This window comes from Nostoc sp. (genome assembly GCF_036919615.1).
Lineage (GTDB): Bacteria > Cyanobacteriota > Cyanobacteriia > Cyanobacteriales > Nostocaceae > Nostoc.
Map to the genome: position 1 here is coordinate 123,720 of NZ_JBALCN010000102.1, position 17,149 is coordinate 140,868.

A 17,149-nucleotide genomic window follows, 5' to 3' on the forward strand; every position below is an offset into this window, starting at 1 on the left:
TATAAGGGATCTCAATACACATTTTGCTTGTTTCCATGCTCTGCATGAGAATGCATTCATTGAGGCAGAGCCTCTAATCTGCCATTCCTATGCTCCGCATAGGAACGAGAGAACAATGGGAAATTGAGCTTTTTTGAACTTGTGTGTACACCGTAGCTTCATAATGGGGACGGCTTTAGCCAAAGGTGAATTTTCTGACAACTCATTTAAAACTGCTATAGCAGATTCAACTTTATACAACACCGCCAAAAGTATTTGCCTGTCTATACAGGGGCAAGAGATACTCGACCCCAGCCAGTACTAAAGGTGCTTTTTGCTTTCGCAATTTTTCGTGTAATGCACCATCAACAATTTGAAAGAATTGTAGGATGTCCTCTTGGTGTTTATCCTTCTCGGGGCTTCCTTGCCCGTGAAACGTTCCCGGCTGTGAAGAAGCATTGGCGGTTCCCCCTGTTGCGATGCGAAACTGACCTTCTTTAGCAGTCTCGTCTTTTTGGAGAGCTTCATCTAGACTTTTAGGGAGATTTTCTACTTCTACCTGATTGACGCTGTAGCGTGTTCCTTCAAAAAACCTGACAGCATTTTGGCTCAAAGCTAGCATATAGAAACGACCATTGCCATTTAAAATTGGCAGCAGTTGTTTGATGTGAAATCGGTCTGTAACCACGACCAATTCTTGAAAATCAATTGGCAGGGTATAATAGCGAAAAATATTTCCCGAAATAAAAATCGCCAGTCCTTGCTCTCCCATTTGCTCCCAAAACTCTTGGGTATCAATTTCATGGGATTTTTCCAACAATGCGATCGCTTCTTTCTGTTCCAAACCCGCATCAATTAAACGAGTCTCCGCTTCCTTGACCAAATTTTTAAAGCGAATTGGATCTTGTCGCACTTCTGGCCCGGCTGGGTGCGTGGGCATATAAATTGAAACACAATTTCCTTTTGGTTGTTCTATTAATGCCTTTATTTCCTCTTTAGAGATTAATTGCATATCATTCCCTCCTATCAACGTGACCAGATGCATCAGACCAGATCATCGATATTCAATAATCTGCCAAGACGTTATTCTCAGATCGTGATGGTTGAAGTCCAACCGTTTGCTTCTGAATTTATTTCACCTCAAAGAGAGTTTAGTTGCATCTTTCTTTTGACAGGCAATATTCATCTGGGGAATTACTAATTAAAACCCCAAATTTCAAAGCCAAAATCGCCAGGTTGATTAAATGTTTGGCGTGTTAGAGTTTGCGCGTCCTGAGTTTATCCCTATTTTACTATCTGGTTGGCTAAGACCTAAAGTTACTCGTTTCATAATCCAGTACAAACCTGCAAGTACCACAAAGGTGATAGTAATAATCACCAGGGGCTGTTTTCCCAGAATTTCTTCTACCCCTTTGGTAAGTACAGCATCGGGTTGAGTAATAAAATCCCAACTGTTGAAACGCAAAAATCGTCCCCAATAGACACCAACAGCACAGAGAAAATGTGTAATCAACTCAAAGCGCCAAATCCATTGGCTCTTGCCGATGCGATGTAGGTAGTAACCCCAATTAATTAACGAGATTACATAAGCTTCAAATCCACCGAAAATTACTAACAAATATACAGGAATGAGTACCAACGTAATCATCCAAACCGATTGAATCGTGCGGATATCATCTATCAGGTGAATTACATCAGTCAACAAATAGGGTGCATTCGGTAAGAAAGCATAGAAAACTAAGAATCCTAGCCACCAAAGCCAAGAGCGACCACGCTTAAAGCGAAATAGCCACACACTCAAAGCTAAAGGTATAAAAGCCAGAAATAAATTCCAAGTCATCCAACTCATATTAATTCGCAAGACCTGCACAACTCTGGCTATTAATTCTTCTCTCATAGGTGCTAACTCAGAAGATGTTTAATTGATCTAGATTTAGTTTGTAATGTTAGTATTAACCTCAGTGTTTGCCTAATAAAGTTTTTGTTGCCTCCAAGAAAATTGATTTTTTTCAACACCAGACAAGATTTTTGTGTCGGTTAAAAGTAAATGCACACTGATAGATGTTCGGAACCTAGAGCTCTTGTGTATTTCATACTGGAGATGAAATTTATCAATCAATCGGCTTAAGCCACTAGTATAGCCAGAAAATCATCAGGGTAAAATATCCCACAGAATGTAAGTATGAACGGCAAAAACGCTGTTGAATAACTTCCAGTGGACTTTTCTAATTGGAATGTTGCCCCTGTCCTAGCTATTATATTGATTTAATTTTGCCCTGTTAGAGTTCCAGAAGTATCCTAAAGTTTTTGCCAAGAGGCCTAGAATAATCGTGCAATCCCTTGAGAACTAACGAACGGACTGCTCTGGTAAATTGAGCGCAGATAATTGGTGCTGTTGTTAGCACACTCGCCATCAGTAGACTAATATCACTGATGGTAAGCTGTTCCACTTTTTACTTGCATAATTAGGACACTCATGTTGCCCACCCCACAAGATTTTGATTAAATTTAGATATGCAAACTAGATGTAGAACAGCCTATTTCTTTTGATAGACAAAGTTAATGTATATCAAGAAATATTTTAAAAAGGAAGTTATAAAAGTTACTAATATGCCGAAAAGCGATCGCCTCTCAGCAAAAGGTTAGGGACTGGGGATGAGGGAGAAGAATTAATAACCAATGCCCAATAGACATTTGGTGAAATTAAATATGCGTTATCTAGAACCCTTGTAGAGACGTAGCAGTGCTACGCCTCTACATTAACGTAAGTTCGACAGCTTATGTATTAACCGCCTAATTAGCGTCAATATTGAAACCTTTAAGAGATTTTACTACGCAAAATCTTCCCTCTACAAGTCTCAGAGGCACAGACTTGAACTTTAGTTTAAGTCAGGGAGAGGTTCATCGAATTCACGTTACATTATTTTTTACTCCTATGTCTAATGCTGTAGATGATTATTCTGGCTGGCTACAATACTTATTCATTTCATTCACTAACGTATCTGACTGCTTGCCAATAGTTGTAGCTGTTGTCAGTGCTGAGTCAATTTCGATTCTAGCCTTTTGGATTTTTTCCCTGCCAGATACGGAAGCTTCTGCTGTTTTTGTCGCACCTAGTGCCCTAGCTGCCTTGGCGATCGCTTGACTAAGATTCTCAAAAATCTTGACAAAACCGCTTTGAAATTCTTTCAGCTTCGGATCTGTTAAATTCAGTTCCCGAATCGATTTGGTCACAAATTCCAAATCTTTAGACAGCTGTATGCTGGTTATCACTTGCGTTCCTTTATTTTTATCAATCAGAGAAGTTCCTGTATTCACAACTCGAATCAGTCGTTGGCACTGGGAGACTTTGTTTTCAGTGCAACTAGTAATGAACAAAGCAATGCTCAGGCTAACAGGAGCAATAAAGGTATATTTATGTAAAACAGACATTAACACCCCAACAGCAATAAGACAGAGAATATAGTATCCAATATTATGAGTAAAGATGTAACTAAGGTAAGGAGCAGGGGGAAGAGGGCAGAAGTTAGAAAACTCGGTTCATCCACTTTTGACTCCCTTAACGCTGCTGGTGGCATTCCATAGTTGCGTTGACTAAAGGTAATACAGCAGATTGCAACTTCTCTTCTTAGGCTACGCCAAGGTGAGGTACAGATCATCGTAGAAGCACAACATGTTGTGCCCCTACCCGTGTACTTCATTTACCTGCAATACGCTGTATCTTCCAAGATGGTAGGTATAAATATAGCGGTTCTCGCTTGAGTGCAATACAAAATAAGGGAAGATGATAAAAGCCATAGCAAAGTGCATCTAGGATGAAAGCATATTCAGTATCAAAAGCAGTTAAGACTGTTAGAAGCGCGTCACCTGATGCTGGCTGAAGATGCTGATGCGACCTATGCTGCCTATCAGGTGGGGTATGAAAGTCCTTCGCAGTTCAGCCGCGAGTATTCCCGGATGTTTGGTGCGCCACCGATACGAATATTTAACGCTTACGTACAGCCTGAATAGACAGTCTGGCGATTACTTAGATTGAGCAGATTATGCTCAGACTGAACGCCATCCTGACTTTTTACGGTATGTAGAAAATGTAGAAAAGATTATTTTTAGGGTTTCTCAAACCCTAATTTTTACATTAGCTATTTTGATTAACTTAGATAGGACTTACGCAAAAAACCTCTCAAACTCTTATTCCTCCGTGTCGCGCCAGTTGCTTCTCCTATCGGAGACGCTGCGCGAACAAGTCTCTTAACCCGCCCAACGCACTGGCTTCTCTGTGTCTGGAGTGGTTCGTTCTTCCATGACCCGTGCGTAAGTCCTGTTAGAGTTATTGAGAATTAGGCTGTGGAAAAAGCCACGCTGTTTCGTGGTTTGAGGACTTACCGTGAAAAGTCAGATGAATCTATAAGCCTAAATAATAAGCTAACTAGAGATTTTCTCAATTAATAGTCAATTCACTTACATTGATGCTTCATACAAAACTACAATTTTCAACGTGGACGCGGTTTATAACTGCATTCTGCCACTTTTCTATACAAAACATAACTTTATCAAATACATGGAACTTCGGCTGGTAAGATACCAATATTTACCACAATCAGTTTTATATACTCTGGCACGTGATGCCATTTTTACAAAAATACAACAAACTTCCAGATAGTATCAACAAAAAATATGGTAAGAGCAAGAAGACGAGCAAGCGGTTTTTTAAAAGATTTCCAAGACTTTGCGCTTAAAGGCAATGTAGTTGATTTAGCGATCGCGGTTATTATCGGTGGTGCCTTCGGCAAGATAGTCACTTCCTTTGTTGAAGATGTGGTTATGCCATTAATTAATCCTCTAGTTTCTGTGGCTGGGAAAGATTGGAGAACAATCACCGTTGGTCCAGGAATTGCATTAGGTAAGTTTCTTGGCTCAATAGTTGATTTTGTGATTATTGCCTTAGTTTTGTTTGTGGCAATTCAAGCTTTACAAAAATTCAAAAAAAAAGAAGAAGTTGCAGCTGAACCTCCACCACCAGATCCTAACCTTGTAGCTCAGGAAAGATTAACTGGGGCATTAGATAGGCTGACACAAACCTTGGAATCTCGAAATCCTCAATTTTAAAAAGACTAGTACCGCAAGGCGGAAGTCACTCATTCAAAAGTCAAAAGTCAAAAGTATTATGGAATAAGCTCTTTAGTGCTTTTCAATAGTCTGCTTATTTACGCCGTCCTGTACTAGTTAAAAATTATAAACAAGCTAGTGATGCAGCGTTACACGTTAGAGCCATTACGTATAGGACAGGGTTAAAAGCCTTGATATTCCGTTGTAATAAACAGATATTTGAATTCCATCTATAGCAATCCTAAATGAGTTGTGAAAATCGAGAGGCTCAGAAGACTGATTTTTCAACTGAATTCGGGGATCTTGTTCTTCACGAATGATTTAGGACTGCTATAGCATAGAGTCAGCGATCGCGGTTCCGAAAAGTCCTACCACAGACAATTTCGTTTCGGAGTTACCGCTTGTGTATAGCCAAATAATCAAGAAACCCGCTTAGATTCCCGTCCAAGCGGGTTTCTTGATTGGAACACGGGGCATTTCCGATTTTTGCACAGATGCGGTAATCATAAGTTATTAACCGGGCTTGATATCACTGATTCAAAAATATTATGGAATGGGCTTTTTAGGGATTTAAACGGTTCCTCTATTTACGCTGTGGCGTATTAGTAACAGGCCACCACTCCCGCAATTAAGAAAATGGTAACAACAGACACCGACTATCCGCGAAACTTGTGCTGTTCCCCTGGTAACAAATCTGGTCGAGCGGCAGTAATCAGCCCTTCACCAATGCCAATCGAAATATACACACCAGATGGTGATGCAAAACTATACTTTTTCAACTATTGGAAATACTTTAGGAGTTTCTTTATGCTTTGTGAGTAAATGGAAATACGTATTTGCAGCACAAGGTATAGCAAGGTTTAAGCTTAAGTATAAAGGTTCGAGAAGTCACCAAATTTACGATGTTTAAATTTTGGATAATAGAATTGTTGGCGGAGCCTCTCGTAGAGAAGATTCAGAATCTAAAATTTAAAAAGGTCTGTCCCTTGCGCGTCTCTAAGCTTGACTTTATCAATTTTTTTTGCAACGTGATTGCTATCACCCAAAGTTTTGTGGGACAGTAGTTTTACTTTTTTAACTTTATCGATAATCTGTGACGTGGAAAAAGTATTTGTCAAAAAGCTAGGGTTTTTGCTGGATAAAGAAAACCGAGTTCTTAATTTTGGATGAAGTCGAGCTAAGAGAATGTTTTAAAAGTATTATTGCTAACACCAAAACCTCTCAAACCTAACCCCCTAGCCCCCTCCCTACAAAGAAATTTTCTCACAAATAATTTTGGTTTGGGACATTAGCTCTACTAATAATAAAAAATTTTTACATAAGTCTTGATGAACTATATCTGTATACTTGCTGACTTAAGCTAACTTAATGGTAGAGTATTGATTAATTGTTTGTATAAAAATTATCTAAGCATCAATATATACCATAATAACAAGTGGTTAAATTTAAAGTTTAGATGAAGTTTTGGAAAATATTTTGAATTGAGGTGTGGGAATTACTAAACTTTTTAGAACAGGTAACTGTAATAAAAGTATTCGTAAACCTTTGAGTAACTAGGTTCAGTCAATAAAGCAAGCATTTGTTTGGCTCTATTTTCTTTAGCCATTACACATTATCGTTTTGTAATATTAAATTATGAAGACAAACTCATCAAACTTGCTGTTAACAGTACCAACTGGGCCACTAAAGATTTTAGAGTTGCCCCCTAACGGTGTGGGTACAAGTAGTGAATCTATCCATCTTTCTCTAGTAATTCCTACTTATAAAGAGCGTGACAATATCAAGAATGTCGTCAGCATATTGAGTCAGTTACTGGATGAATCTATTCCAGGAAACTATGAACTAATTGTGGTAGACGATGATAGCCCAGACCGAACTTGGGAAATAGCACAATCCTTGACGACAGAATACCCCCAGTTGCGGGTGATGCGACGCCAACAAGAACGGGGGCTGTCTTCAGCGGTGATTCGTGGGTGGCAAGCAGCTACAGGGAGTGTGTTGGGGGTGATTGATGGAGATTTGCAGCATCCACCTGAGGTGCTGATGCAACTGTTACGTAGTGTTGAGCAGGGAGCAGATTTGGCAGTAGCCAGTCGCCATGTGGACGGAGGCGGTGTCAGTAGCTGGAGTGTTGTCAGGCGTTTCTTGTCTCGTGGCGCTCAGTTGTTAGGCTTGGTGATTTTACCGGGGGTACTGGGCAGAGTTTCCGACCCCATGAGTGGTTATTTTATGGTGCGCCGGAGTGCGATCGCCAATGCAACACTCAATCCAGTTGGATACAAAATTCTCCTCGAAGTAATCGGGCGGGGAAAGGTAGACCAACTTGCCGAAGTTGGGTATGTGTTCTGCGAACGCAAAGAGGGTGAAAGTAAAGTCACATGGAAGCAATATATAGATTACATCCATCACTTAGTCCGGTTGCGGCTTTCCACAGGGCGAGTCGGACGATTGAGTAGAAAAGTCAATTTCCCCGTTGGTCGATTCCTCCGCTTTGGGTTGGTTGGCTTTAGTGGTGTGTTTGTGGATTTAACGGTGTTTTACTTGCTGCGGACTGTGATTCATTTAGGTTTAACTCGCAGTACGATTCTTTCGGCCGCAGTGGCAATCATAAATAACTTTCTATGGAATGATTTATGGACTTTTGGTGATATTTCTCAGAAGCAACGTGATCCACATCAACGTTTCAAGCGATTCTTGAAGTTCAGTGCGATCTGTTTGGCAGGAGTTATATTACAAGCTCTAATAATTAACTTTCTCTATAATGTCTTGGGGATAAATCAGTATTTAGCTAAATTGATAGCGATCGCAGTTGCTACCATCTGGAATTTTTGGATTAACTTGAAACTTAGCTGGCGCGTCACCGACGTGAAATAATCACAACGAGGGATTTGAGATTCTGATTTTTGTTTTTAGACTTTAAAACGAACTTAAATCTCAAACGTCAAATCTACAAATCCATTCGTGTGAGGCTCGGCAATGAGAGTTCTTTTCCAAGGTGCATTTTATTTTTATAGAAAAATTATCTCGTTGCTACCTGCTTATGCTACCCATTTCCTGCCCATAGTAGATACAAACTCTAGCTCACAACCCAAACATTGGCATCATTGGCATTATTGGCAGACTCGCCTCCCTCCTTCGTGGGTTGACCTCTTGCTGAACTTAATCTGGTTGATCATTGGCATCAGCTTACGCCTAACCAACTTAACTGCAAAGCCTCCTTGGACTGATGAGTTTTCCACCTTGGTATTTAGCTTAGGGAATACTTTTTTATCAGTACCCCTAGATCAAGCGATCGCACCTGATATCCTATTGCAACCACTGCAACCAAATCCAGCGGCTAGTATTGGTGATGTCATTCATAACTTAGTTACGCAAGATAACCATCCACCACTGTATTTTGTGCTGGCTTACCTGTGGATGAAATTATTTAAGAGCGAAGGAGGATTAGTATCGCTGTTTGGGGCGCGATTGCTACCAGCTTTAATCGGTGCTGCCTCCATTCCATGTACTTACGTATTAGCTAGGGTAGCTTTTCGTTCGCCATTAGTAGGACACTTAGCTGCTGCCATGATTGCAGTATCACCCTACAGCGTATTTTTAGCACAAGAAGCGCGTCATTACAGTTTGGCAGCCTTATGGGTAACTGCTTCCCTCACCTGCTTAGTAATTGCCACCCGTCATATTCAAAACCGCACACCTTTACCCATCTGGATAGCACTTCTCTGGGTAGGAATTAATGCTTTAGGTGTTGCTACTCATTACTTCTTCACTCTCACCCTCTGCACAGAAGGTGTAGTTTTGATTTTTCTTGCTTGGCATCAATTACAGACTAGCAGCAAATTTTCTCTTTTCTTCTCTCCTCCCTGGCGGCACATCTATGCTGTTGCTACAGGTACTTTTGTGGCGAGCTTAATTTGGCTACCAATCTTTTTAGAAAATAGAAATCGTGATAATTTGACCGAGTGGATTCAAGGTTCGCGTGTCGGACTAGATTGGTTCAGTCCAATTTTTCAAGCTTTAGGCACATGGATTACAATGATTTCCCTCCTGCCAGTTGAATCTCCACAGCTATTGATTATAATTCTTTCTGGACTGGTGATGCTGATTTTCTTTATTTGGGCAGTACCAATTCTAGTGCGTGGAATCAAGGTTCAACTACAGCAACCAGAAACCCGAATAATGATTCAGCTGTTCATCGGAGTCACGAGCAGTGCGATCGCTTTATTCTTTATCTTTACGTACTTTTTGGGAATCGACCTCACCAGGGGTGCTCGCTATAACTTTGTTTACTTTCCTGCCGTTATTGTTTTACTAGGAGCAAGTCTCGCCGTTTGTTGGCATCCTCCCAAGGGAATAAAAAGCATAGGCAAATGGGGAGTAAACGGGAAAAAAGCTGTGATGTTAATTTGGTTAATGGGATTTGTTAGTGCAGTCACAGTATTCTGTAATCTCGGCTATCAAAAATATTATCGTCCTGACCTTTTTGTGCAACTAATCCAACAAATATCTCCAGTGCCAGTACTGATTGCCACTACCCACAAAACTTATGTACACACTGGGGAAATGATGGGAGTAGCTAGGGAGTTTAAACTTGCCAATTCACCCCAAAATCCTCAGTTTCTTCTTGCCCATCAAGACCAAAACCCGAATACTTCTACCATTGCTCTGGAAAATACTTTAAAGAAGTTGCCACGACCTTTTGACTTATGGCTGGTAAACTTTCATGCCCCTGTAGCAGAAACCATCCAAACATGTGTTATATCTGATACTCAATCTTTGCCAAGGGTGAACGGCTATGAATATGAGCTTTATCACTGTCAGCAGAGTTAATAAGCTGGGGAATGGAAGATGAGGGAGCAGAATAGCACGGGGACAAGGGGGAATTATTGAAGTTCTGATGCCTGCGGAGGTGACTTAGCTTGTTATATCCCTACTCAAAAGCCAAGTTAGCAAAAGCGTCTCTTAGAGAAGTGCGGGTTGCACCAACTAATACCAAGAAAGAAAAATGATTGCAACAGATGAATTCACACCAAGCCAGATGCACCAAGGCGATTCCCAATTCCATTATCTAAAATCGTTCGACTAGAGTTTAGCCTGAGCAGCGTCGTAAAGCCCTAAGCATAGCTATGCTTAGGGCGCAGCCTAATGAAGAGAAGGGCGTAGCCGTTCGCGTAGCGTTCCGCAGGAAAGTCCAAAATCCAAAATCGTATAAGCAAGCCTTAGCTCAGACTTCTGTTGTCTACCTTGTCTGTTTTCCATGTCCAATACTTCTCTACCAGAGGCTACGCCTTAAGCGTTGGCACAGCCTCTCGTAGAGAAGCTATGCCGCAGGCTTTACGGCTTCGCTCAGGACAAGCTCAGTACAAGTGCCCCATGCCCCAATCCATATCATCTTATGGAAGTTCCTCAAATATCAATATCCATAGGAGACTAAAGAAGGAAGAACAAAACATATTTCATGGGTCTTGAAGCAGCGAGGGCTGTAAATAGCTAAGGAGGATTTATGCGTGCAGTATTGATGGCAGGCGGTTCGGGAACGCGGCTTCGCCCGTTAACTTGCGATCTCCCCAAACCGATGGTGCCCATTCTAAATCGACCAATTGCCGAACATATTATCAATCTTCTCAAACGACATCAAGTTACAGAAGTTATTGCGACGTTGCATTATTTACCTGATGTCTTGCGAGACTATTTTCAAGATGGCAACGATTTTGGCGTCCAAATGACCTATGCCGTCGAAGAAGATCAGCCTTTGGGTACAGCAGGCTGTGTGAAAAACATTGCCGAATTCCTTGATGAAACCTTTTTAGTTATTAGCGGTGATAGCATAACAGATTTCGACCTCACGGCAGCGATCGCATTTCACAAACAAAAAAAGTCAAAAGCTACTTTGATTTTAACCAGAGTTCCCAACCCGATTGAATTTGGGGTGGTGATTACCGATGAGGAAGCACGGATTCGGCGATTTTTAGAAAAACCCTCTAGTAGTGAAATTTTTTCCGATACCGTCAACACTGGCACTTACATTCTCGAACCAGAAGTTTTGGAATATCTGTTAGCAAACACTGAATCTGACTTTTCCAAAGACTTATTCCCTTTGTTACTAGCAAAAGATGAGCCAATGTATGGTTACATTGCTCAAGGTTACTGGTGTGATGTTGGTCACTTAGATGCCTATCGTGAGGCTCAGTATGACGCCTTAGATCAGAAAGTACAACTGAATTGTGCCTATAAAGAAGTCTCCCCTAAGTTATGGGTGGGTCAAAATACTTACATCGACCAGACGGCTGTGATTGAAAGCCCAGCAGTAATTGGTGACAATTGCCGCATTGGGGCAAGAGTACACATTGAGGCAGGAACCGTAATTGGTGATAATGTCACTATTGGCGCTGATGCTAATCTCAAACGTCCCATAGTGTGGAATGGGGCATTCATTGGCGAGGAAGCAGCTCTTTCTGCCTGTGTAATTTCCCGTGGTACTCGTGTAGACCGCCGCGCTCAAGTATTAGAAGCTGCTGTTGTGGGTTCACTTTCCACGGTGGGAGAAGAAGCCCAAATTAGCCCCGGCGTGCGCGTTTGGCCCAGTAAAAAGATTGAGTCAGGGGCAATTTTAAACATTAACTTGATTTGGGGGAACACCGCTCAACGGAATTTATTTGGGCAACGTGGTGTGCAAGGATTAGCTAATATCGACATCACCCCAGAATTCGCCGTGAAATTGGGAGCTGCTTACGGCTCTACCTTGAAACCTGGTTCTAAGGTAACGGTTTCCCGTGACCAGCGTAATGTCTCTCGGATGGTGACGCGATCGCTGATTGCTGGTTTGATGTCAGTAGGTGTTGATATTCAAAACCTTGATGCTACAGCTATCCCCATCGCCCGCACGGTTATACCCACAATGTCAGTAGCTGGTGGTATCCATGTGCGGGTACACCCTGATCGCCCTGACTACATTTTGATTGAATTCATGGATGCCAAGGGGATTAATATCTCCAAAGCCCTGGAAAAGAAAATTGAAGGGGCTTACTTTAAGGAGGATATGCGGCGGGCGCTAATTCATGAAATTGGTGATGTCTCTTACCCCAGCCAAGTGATTGACCGCTACTGCACTGCTTTTGAGAAACTGTTGCATGTTGCTACACTCCGCAACAGCCGCGCAAAAGTGGTGATTGACTATGTTTATGCCGTATCGGGGGCAGTTTTACCCCAAATGTTAGATAAATTTGGTGCTGATGCAGTGGTGCTGAATGCCAGTGTGAATAAAACGGCGATGTCAGTAACTGACCGAGAAGGACTGCTGACTCAGTTAGGTCATGTAGTGGAGGCATTGAAAGCTAACTTTGGTGTGCAAGTCACGGCTAATGGAGAACAGCTAATTTTAGTTGATGAATCAGGCTACCCAATTCGTGGGGAAACTTTAACAGCACTGATGGTAGACATGATTCTGACGGCTAACCCCAGAGGAACAGTAGTAGTGCCAGTTCATGCTTCTAGTGCTATTGAACAAGTCGCCCGCCGCCATGATGGCAGAGTGATTCGCACTAAAGCCAACCCTACAGCTTTAATGGAGGCTTGCCAAACAAATTCAAATGTGGTCTTGGGAGGTAGTGGAGAGACTGGTTTTATTTTCCCGCAATTGCATCCGGGATTTGATTCCATGTTCTGCATTGCTAAGATAATTGAGATGTTGACTATACAGGAGCGATCGCTCGCTGCTGCGCGGTCAGAATTGCCCCGTGTAATTCACAAAACTTATACAATCCGCTGCCCGTGGACAGCCAAGGGTGCTTTGATGCGTTACTTGGTAGAAACTCACCCAGCCCAAAATCTAGAACTCATCGATGGGGTGAAAATTTGTCAACCCTACGATGACAGTTGGCTATTAGTTTTACCAGATGCCAGCGAACCACTGGTGCATTTGTATGCAAATAGCAATGATCGCGATTGGGTAGATGAAACTGTAAGAAACTACCGCAGCCGTGTTCAGGCTTTTGTGGAAAGACAACAAGAATATCAACCCGCTGAAGTGTAATTTGTAATTCGTAATTCGTAATTCGTAATTGAATTTTTTAATTACGAATTACGAATCTATTTTGTATGAGCAATTACAGGGTCGTAGTTGGAATGGAATGCCGATGCAGAAGCATCAATGTCAGTACTTAGACTTTCACCAGTTTCAGCATCAAAAATAGCTGTTACTGTTGCACGGTCATAGCTGCCAACCCAAATTTTAAAGCCTTGTGGAAAGTCTAAAATAACTTCATATACCTGACGACTAGGAGAGATTTCAGCGTTTTCTGCTGCTATGCCTACAATCTTACTTCTGTTTGATTGATAGTCACTATACTTAACAAGCCTAATAGATTTGAGAGTTGCTTTCTTTGTAAGACGGCTAACAATCTTATCTTGGGAAATTAACTTTGTGACAGGTAAACCACTATTATCTTGTAATCTAACTGGTGCTCTCTTGATAATATTTGCATCTGCTGGAACAACGGGCAGATTAACCACTGGTTTTATTTCAGCGGGCTGGGAGAGTGTATTTTGAGTTGGAAGAGCTAAAGCTAAAATAAATCCAACACCAAAAATTAACTTCTTCATATTTCACTCATTAACAGTTATTAATTTGCACCGTTGTTTACCCCATCATATGGTATCCAGGAAGATGCCATTCCATTGCGCCTCATTCCCAGTCTGAGACTAGAAATGCCAGTTCGGAGGCTCCGCCTCCCTCTCCTGGTGATAGAGCTGCCAGGGTATGCATTTCCAGCCAGAGACTAGAAACGAGATTTTACGAAGTTTATAGCTTAAGTTGATACTAATAAGCATTGCTATGCCCCTACGAGAAATCTATATGTATCAAGGTTTGTATGAAACGGTATAAGAGGGGTTAAAAATTATCATCGAGGGCATTCTGGTAAACTTCTCTCAGCGTAATTGCAATCAAAATCAATTAAAGCTTCTCTAGTAGAGGGGAATGTTCTAGTTGTGGAGTATGCGTCACTTTTTGGACTTGCTTCATTTAACCAAATTTTCAAATAGTAACCACTATTATCATCGGTAGACCATAATTCATAACGGTAATTACCTCCTGAACCCTGACTAGTTAAATAGTCAGCTAGTACTTTATTTGATGCAGATAACAAGCTCAATACAGTCAAAACCGGAATTACAGCTACTCTTAATATTTGGATTAATTTCATAAATGCACAAAAAACTTACTCTCCCTAGCTTCCTTTACCGATGTATTTTTTGAAACTAGTAATCATTCGGAATATTGTGTGAGGATATCGTAAGGCACTTGTAAGAAGTTGTCTTCTAGCCCACTTTTTGTTGGCGTGGAATGAACCGTCACCCGCCTTTTCAGTTTGTTTTTGAAATCCTTTATAAAACTTTACCTAAATCAAATGATAGCTTTTTGCAATAACTCTGATAGTATATCTTCAGGTTTATTGAGAGCTATACTCATTAAACTAATGATATATTCCAGCTATTTGCAAACTTTCTCAGGAGGTAACGCCATGACAAGGATGGCTGTTCAAACACCGGAGTCGATTCCTTGGTGGGCAGGTAACGCCCGGTTAACCAACCTCTCAGGTAAGCTTTTGGGCGCTCACGTTGCTCATGCGGGGTTAATTGTCCTCTGGGCTGGTGCAACAACCCTTTTTGAACTTGCCCACTTTAACAGAGCGCAACCAATGTACAAACAGGGGTTGATTTTATTGCCTCATTTAGCAACTCTCGGCTGGGGTGTAGGAAGTGGTGGACAGATAGTAGATACCTATTCTTACTTTGTCGTTGGAGTATTGCACCTAATTAGCTCCGCCTTTCTGGGATTTGGCGGCATCTTTCATGCCTTACGCGGGCCCACCATCTTAGAAGAAAGATTTTCCTTCTTTGGCTATCGCTGGGAAGATGCTAATAAAATGACCACTATTCTGGGTATTCACCTAGTATTGCTGGGTCTGGGAGCCGGTTTATTGGTTGCCAAAGCCATGTTCTTTGGCGGCTTGTACGATTCTACTAGCGCTGAAGTGCGCGTAGTTTCTAGCCCTACTTTGAACTCCGTCGTCATTTTTGGCTACTTATTTGGTGGCGGTGGCAAGCATTGGATTGCTGGAGTTAATAACCTGGAAGATTTGGTTGGTGGTCACATTTGGGTGAGCATTCTCTGCATTGCTGGTGGTATCTGGCACATTACAACTCAACCTTTCGGCTGGGCAAAGCAGCTTTTTATCTGGTCAGGAGAAGCATACCTTTCTTATAGCTTGGGTGCTTTAGCTCTAATGGGTTTGATTGCTGCCTATTTTGTCTCTGTCAACACACTAGCTTACCCACCGGAATTTTATGGGCCAGCTCTGAGTATTGGGTTTGACCGTTTTCCCTACTTCCAGAGTGGAGATTTACTGTCCTCTCGTGTTTGGCTGGCGAATGCTCATTTCTGGCTAGGTTTCTTCTTTCTTCAAGGGCATCTCTGGCACGCTTTACGCGCTGCTGGATTTGACTTTCGCGCTTGGAGAGTCGTCCGTTCAACTCGTGGGGAGGCAATCTAACTATGGCAACTGCAACGATAACGACCCCAGAATCCGGTTGGTGGGCTGGCAATGCTCGGTTCATTAACCTGTCAGGTAAGCTTTTAGGCGCTCATGTTGCTCATGCTGGGTTGATTGTCCTTTGGGCAGGAGGTATGACCCTATTTGAAATCACCAAATACGATCTCTCCCGACCGATGTATGAGCAGGGGTTAATTTTGCTGCCCCATCTGGCAACTTTAGGATTTGGTGTTGGCGACGGTGGCCAAATTGTTGATACCTATCCTTATGTTGTAATTGGTGTTTTACATTTGATTAGTTCTGCCGTACTAGGTGCTGGTGGTATTTACCATGCCGTTCTAGGCCCAGCAGTATTGGATGATAACCCGTCTTTCCCTGGCTTGTTTGGCTACGACTGGAAAGATGAAGACAAGATGACCACCATCATCGGCATTCATCTGCTGTTGTTGGGGTTTGGGGCTTGGTTGTTGGTGGCGAAGGCGCTGTTTTGGGGTGGTCTTTATGACCCGGCAGTAGCATCTGTACGAGTGATTACTGAACCAACTATTAACCCTGGTCGCATCTTTGGCTATCTCTTCGGTAGTTTTGGCAAACAGGGGATGGCAGCAGTTAATAACCTAGAAGATGTCATCGGTGGACATATTTGGGTAGGAATACTCTGCATTGCTGGAGGTTTTTGGCACATTCTCACCCAACCTTTTGCCTGGGCGAAAAAGGTACTGTTTTGGTCTGGTGAAGCTTACCTATCCTATAGCCTGGGCGCTCTGGCTTACATGGGTTTGTTGGCAGCATATTTTGTCACAGTAAATGATACCGTTTATCCCACAGTTTTTTATGGCCCGTTAGGACTGAGTACTACTGCATCGGGAGTGATTACATCCCGTACTTGGCTAGCAACCAGTCATTTTGCTCTGGCAATTGTATTTTTAGCTGGTCATATCTGGCACGCCTTGAGGGTGCGTGTCATAGCGGCTGGACTTGATTCTCAGCAGGGAGTTATCAATCCTGCGGGAATGCCGGAAATAGGGAATTTCGATACCCCAGTGAATACTTCTGATATCACCCTAAAGTTATTGGCAAATCTTCCTATTTACCGTAAAGGCTTATCTCCTTTTTCACGGGGGCTGGAAATTGGCATGGCGCACGGCTATTTCTTGATTGGCCCGTTCGTCAAACTAGGCCCGCTGCGGGATACGGAGTTTGCAAATCAAGCAGGGTTACTTGCCACAATCGGTCTGGTATTGATTTTGTCTATTTGCTTGTGGTTGTATGGTAATGTATCGTTTCAAAAACGCAAACCGGCTCAAGGGGAACTACCGGAAAACATGAAAACGGCTAAGTCTTGGAGCGAGTTTAATGCTGGCTGGACAGTGGGTAGCTGCGGAGGAGCTTTGTTTGCCTTCCTGCTGTTAACCAATAGCAGTTTGTTTTTCTAAGTTACATCAATTTGTGTGAGGTTTACGTACAGGACGAATCGCTATTGTTGCATAAGTCCTTTTGATCACACAACT

The 17,149-nt window shown here is 42.2% G+C and carries 12 protein-coding genes and 1 pseudogene; 7 read left to right on the top strand and 6 right to left on the bottom strand.

All coding sequences use genetic code 11. The features are described 5' to 3' along the window. Positions 1-232: 232 nt before the first annotated feature. From V7K48_RS32165 to V7K48_RS32175, 3 genes are all read right to left on the bottom strand, one after another. Positions 233-991, bottom strand: a complete 759-nt coding sequence (locus V7K48_RS32165; RefSeq protein ID WP_335078981.1) for a baeRF7 domain-containing protein — start codon at positions 989-991, stop codon at positions 233-235. Between the two features lie 228 nt (positions 992-1,219). After that, a complete protein-coding gene (locus tag V7K48_RS32170; RefSeq protein ID WP_335078983.1) occupies positions 1,220-1,876 on the bottom strand; it encodes a DUF1361 domain-containing protein in 657 nt (218 codons plus the stop codon). 1,058 nt (positions 1,877-2,934) lie between these two features. Continuing rightward, positions 2,935-3,411: a hypothetical protein gene (locus V7K48_RS32175; protein WP_335078985.1), complete on the bottom strand. Its 477-nt coding sequence runs from the start codon at positions 3,409-3,411 to the stop codon at positions 2,935-2,937. Between the two features lie 438 nt (positions 3,412-3,849). Here V7K48_RS32175 and V7K48_RS32180 point away from each other — a divergent pair, with 438 nt between their 5' ends. Together V7K48_RS32180 and mscL are read left to right on the top strand one after the other, a co-directional pair. Beyond that, positions 3,850-3,990 (top strand): hypothetical protein, encoded by a 141-nt coding sequence (locus V7K48_RS32180; RefSeq protein ID WP_442949504.1) that lies wholly within the window; start codon positions 3,850-3,852, stop codon positions 3,988-3,990. Positions 3,991-4,653: 663 nt separating this feature from the next. Next, entirely contained in the window at positions 4,654-5,085 is a 432-nt protein-coding gene (mscL, locus tag V7K48_RS32185) for a large conductance mechanosensitive channel protein MscL (protein ID WP_335078987.1), read from the top strand. A gap of 659 nt (positions 5,086-5,744) precedes the next feature. Here mscL and V7K48_RS32190 read toward each other — a convergent pair. Continuing rightward, positions 5,745-5,837, bottom strand: a pseudogene (locus tag V7K48_RS32190) (energy-coupling factor ABC transporter permease); the annotation flags it as partial. A gap of 883 nt (positions 5,838-6,720) precedes the next feature. Between V7K48_RS32190 and V7K48_RS32195 the strand changes: the two are divergent. The 3 genes from V7K48_RS32195 to V7K48_RS32205 all read left to right on the top strand — a co-directional run bounded on the left by V7K48_RS32195 (position 6,721) and on the right by V7K48_RS32205 (position 13,117). Further along, positions 6,721-7,959 (top strand): glycosyltransferase, encoded by a 1,239-nt coding sequence (locus tag V7K48_RS32195; RefSeq protein WP_335078989.1) that lies wholly within the window; start codon positions 6,721-6,723, stop codon positions 7,957-7,959. Positions 7,960-8,061: 102 nt separating this feature from the next. Further along, the gene (locus tag V7K48_RS32200) at positions 8,062-9,915 is read left to right on the top strand and encodes a glycosyltransferase family 39 protein (protein ID WP_335078991.1); all 1,854 of its coding nucleotides are present in this window, start codon (positions 8,062-8,064) and stop codon (positions 9,913-9,915) included. Positions 9,916-10,588: 673 nt separating this feature from the next. After that, positions 10,589-13,117 (top strand): mannose-1-phosphate guanyltransferase, encoded by a 2,529-nt coding sequence (locus tag V7K48_RS32205; RefSeq protein WP_335078993.1) that lies wholly within the window; start codon positions 10,589-10,591, stop codon positions 13,115-13,117. A gap of 56 nt (positions 13,118-13,173) precedes the next feature. On the opposite strand, the gene V7K48_RS32210 is transcribed toward V7K48_RS32205, so the two are convergent. After that, entirely contained in the window at positions 13,174-13,686 is a 513-nt protein-coding gene (locus V7K48_RS32210; RefSeq protein ID WP_335078995.1) for a hypothetical protein, read from the bottom strand. A 299-nt stretch (positions 13,687-13,985) separates the two neighbouring features. Further along, a complete protein-coding gene (locus V7K48_RS32215) occupies positions 13,986-14,288 on the bottom strand; it encodes a hypothetical protein (protein ID WP_335078997.1) in 303 nt (100 codons plus the stop codon). 327 nt (positions 14,289-14,615) lie between these two features. On the opposite strand from V7K48_RS32215, the gene V7K48_RS32220 reads away from it, so the two are divergent. Together V7K48_RS32220 and V7K48_RS32225 are read left to right on the top strand one after the other, a co-directional pair. After that, entirely contained in the window at positions 14,616-15,638 is a 1,023-nt protein-coding gene (locus V7K48_RS32220) for a chlorophyll a/b binding light-harvesting protein (protein WP_335079186.1), read from the top strand. Positions 15,639-15,640: 2 nt separating this feature from the next. Beyond that, positions 15,641-17,074, top strand: coding sequence for a chlorophyll a/b binding light-harvesting protein (locus V7K48_RS32225; RefSeq protein WP_335078999.1), 1,434 nt, complete (start codon positions 15,641-15,643; stop codon positions 17,072-17,074). Positions 17,075-17,149 lie beyond the last annotated feature (75 nt).

What these genes read in the sequence shown, in the direction of transcription:
- V7K48_RS32165 (WP_335078981.1), bottom strand. Translation starts at nt 991, where the DNA reads ATGCAATTAATCTCTAAAGAGGAAATAAAGGCATTAATAGAACAACCA.
- V7K48_RS32210 (WP_335078995.1), bottom strand. Translation starts at nt 13,686, where the DNA reads ATGAAGAAGTTAATTTTTGGTGTTGGATTTATTTTAGCTTTAGCTCTT.
- V7K48_RS32225 (WP_335078999.1), top strand. Translation starts at nt 15,641, where the DNA reads ATGGCAACTGCAACGATAACGACCCCAGAATCCGGTTGGTGGGCTGGC.
- mscL (WP_335078987.1), top strand. Translation starts at nt 4,654, where the DNA reads ATGGTAAGAGCAAGAAGACGAGCAAGCGGTTTTTTAAAAGATTTCCAA.
- V7K48_RS32215 (WP_335078997.1), bottom strand. Translation starts at nt 14,288, where the DNA reads ATGAAATTAATCCAAATATTAAGAGTAGCTGTAATTCCGGTTTTGACT.
- V7K48_RS32175 (WP_335078985.1), bottom strand. Translation starts at nt 3,411, where the DNA reads ATGTCTGTTTTACATAAATATACCTTTATTGCTCCTGTTAGCCTGAGC.
- V7K48_RS32170 (WP_335078983.1), bottom strand. Translation starts at nt 1,876, where the DNA reads ATGAGAGAAGAATTAATAGCCAGAGTTGTGCAGGTCTTGCGAATTAAT.
- V7K48_RS32205 (WP_335078993.1), top strand. Translation starts at nt 10,589, where the DNA reads ATGCGTGCAGTATTGATGGCAGGCGGTTCGGGAACGCGGCTTCGCCCG.
- V7K48_RS32180 (WP_442949504.1), top strand. Translation starts at nt 3,850, where the DNA reads ATGCTGGCTGAAGATGCTGATGCGACCTATGCTGCCTATCAGGTGGGG.
- V7K48_RS32200 (WP_335078991.1), top strand. Translation starts at nt 8,062, where the DNA reads ATGAGAGTTCTTTTCCAAGGTGCATTTTATTTTTATAGAAAAATTATC.
- V7K48_RS32220 (WP_335079186.1), top strand. Translation starts at nt 14,616, where the DNA reads ATGGCTGTTCAAACACCGGAGTCGATTCCTTGGTGGGCAGGTAACGCC.
- V7K48_RS32195 (WP_335078989.1), top strand. Translation starts at nt 6,721, where the DNA reads ATGAAGACAAACTCATCAAACTTGCTGTTAACAGTACCAACTGGGCCA.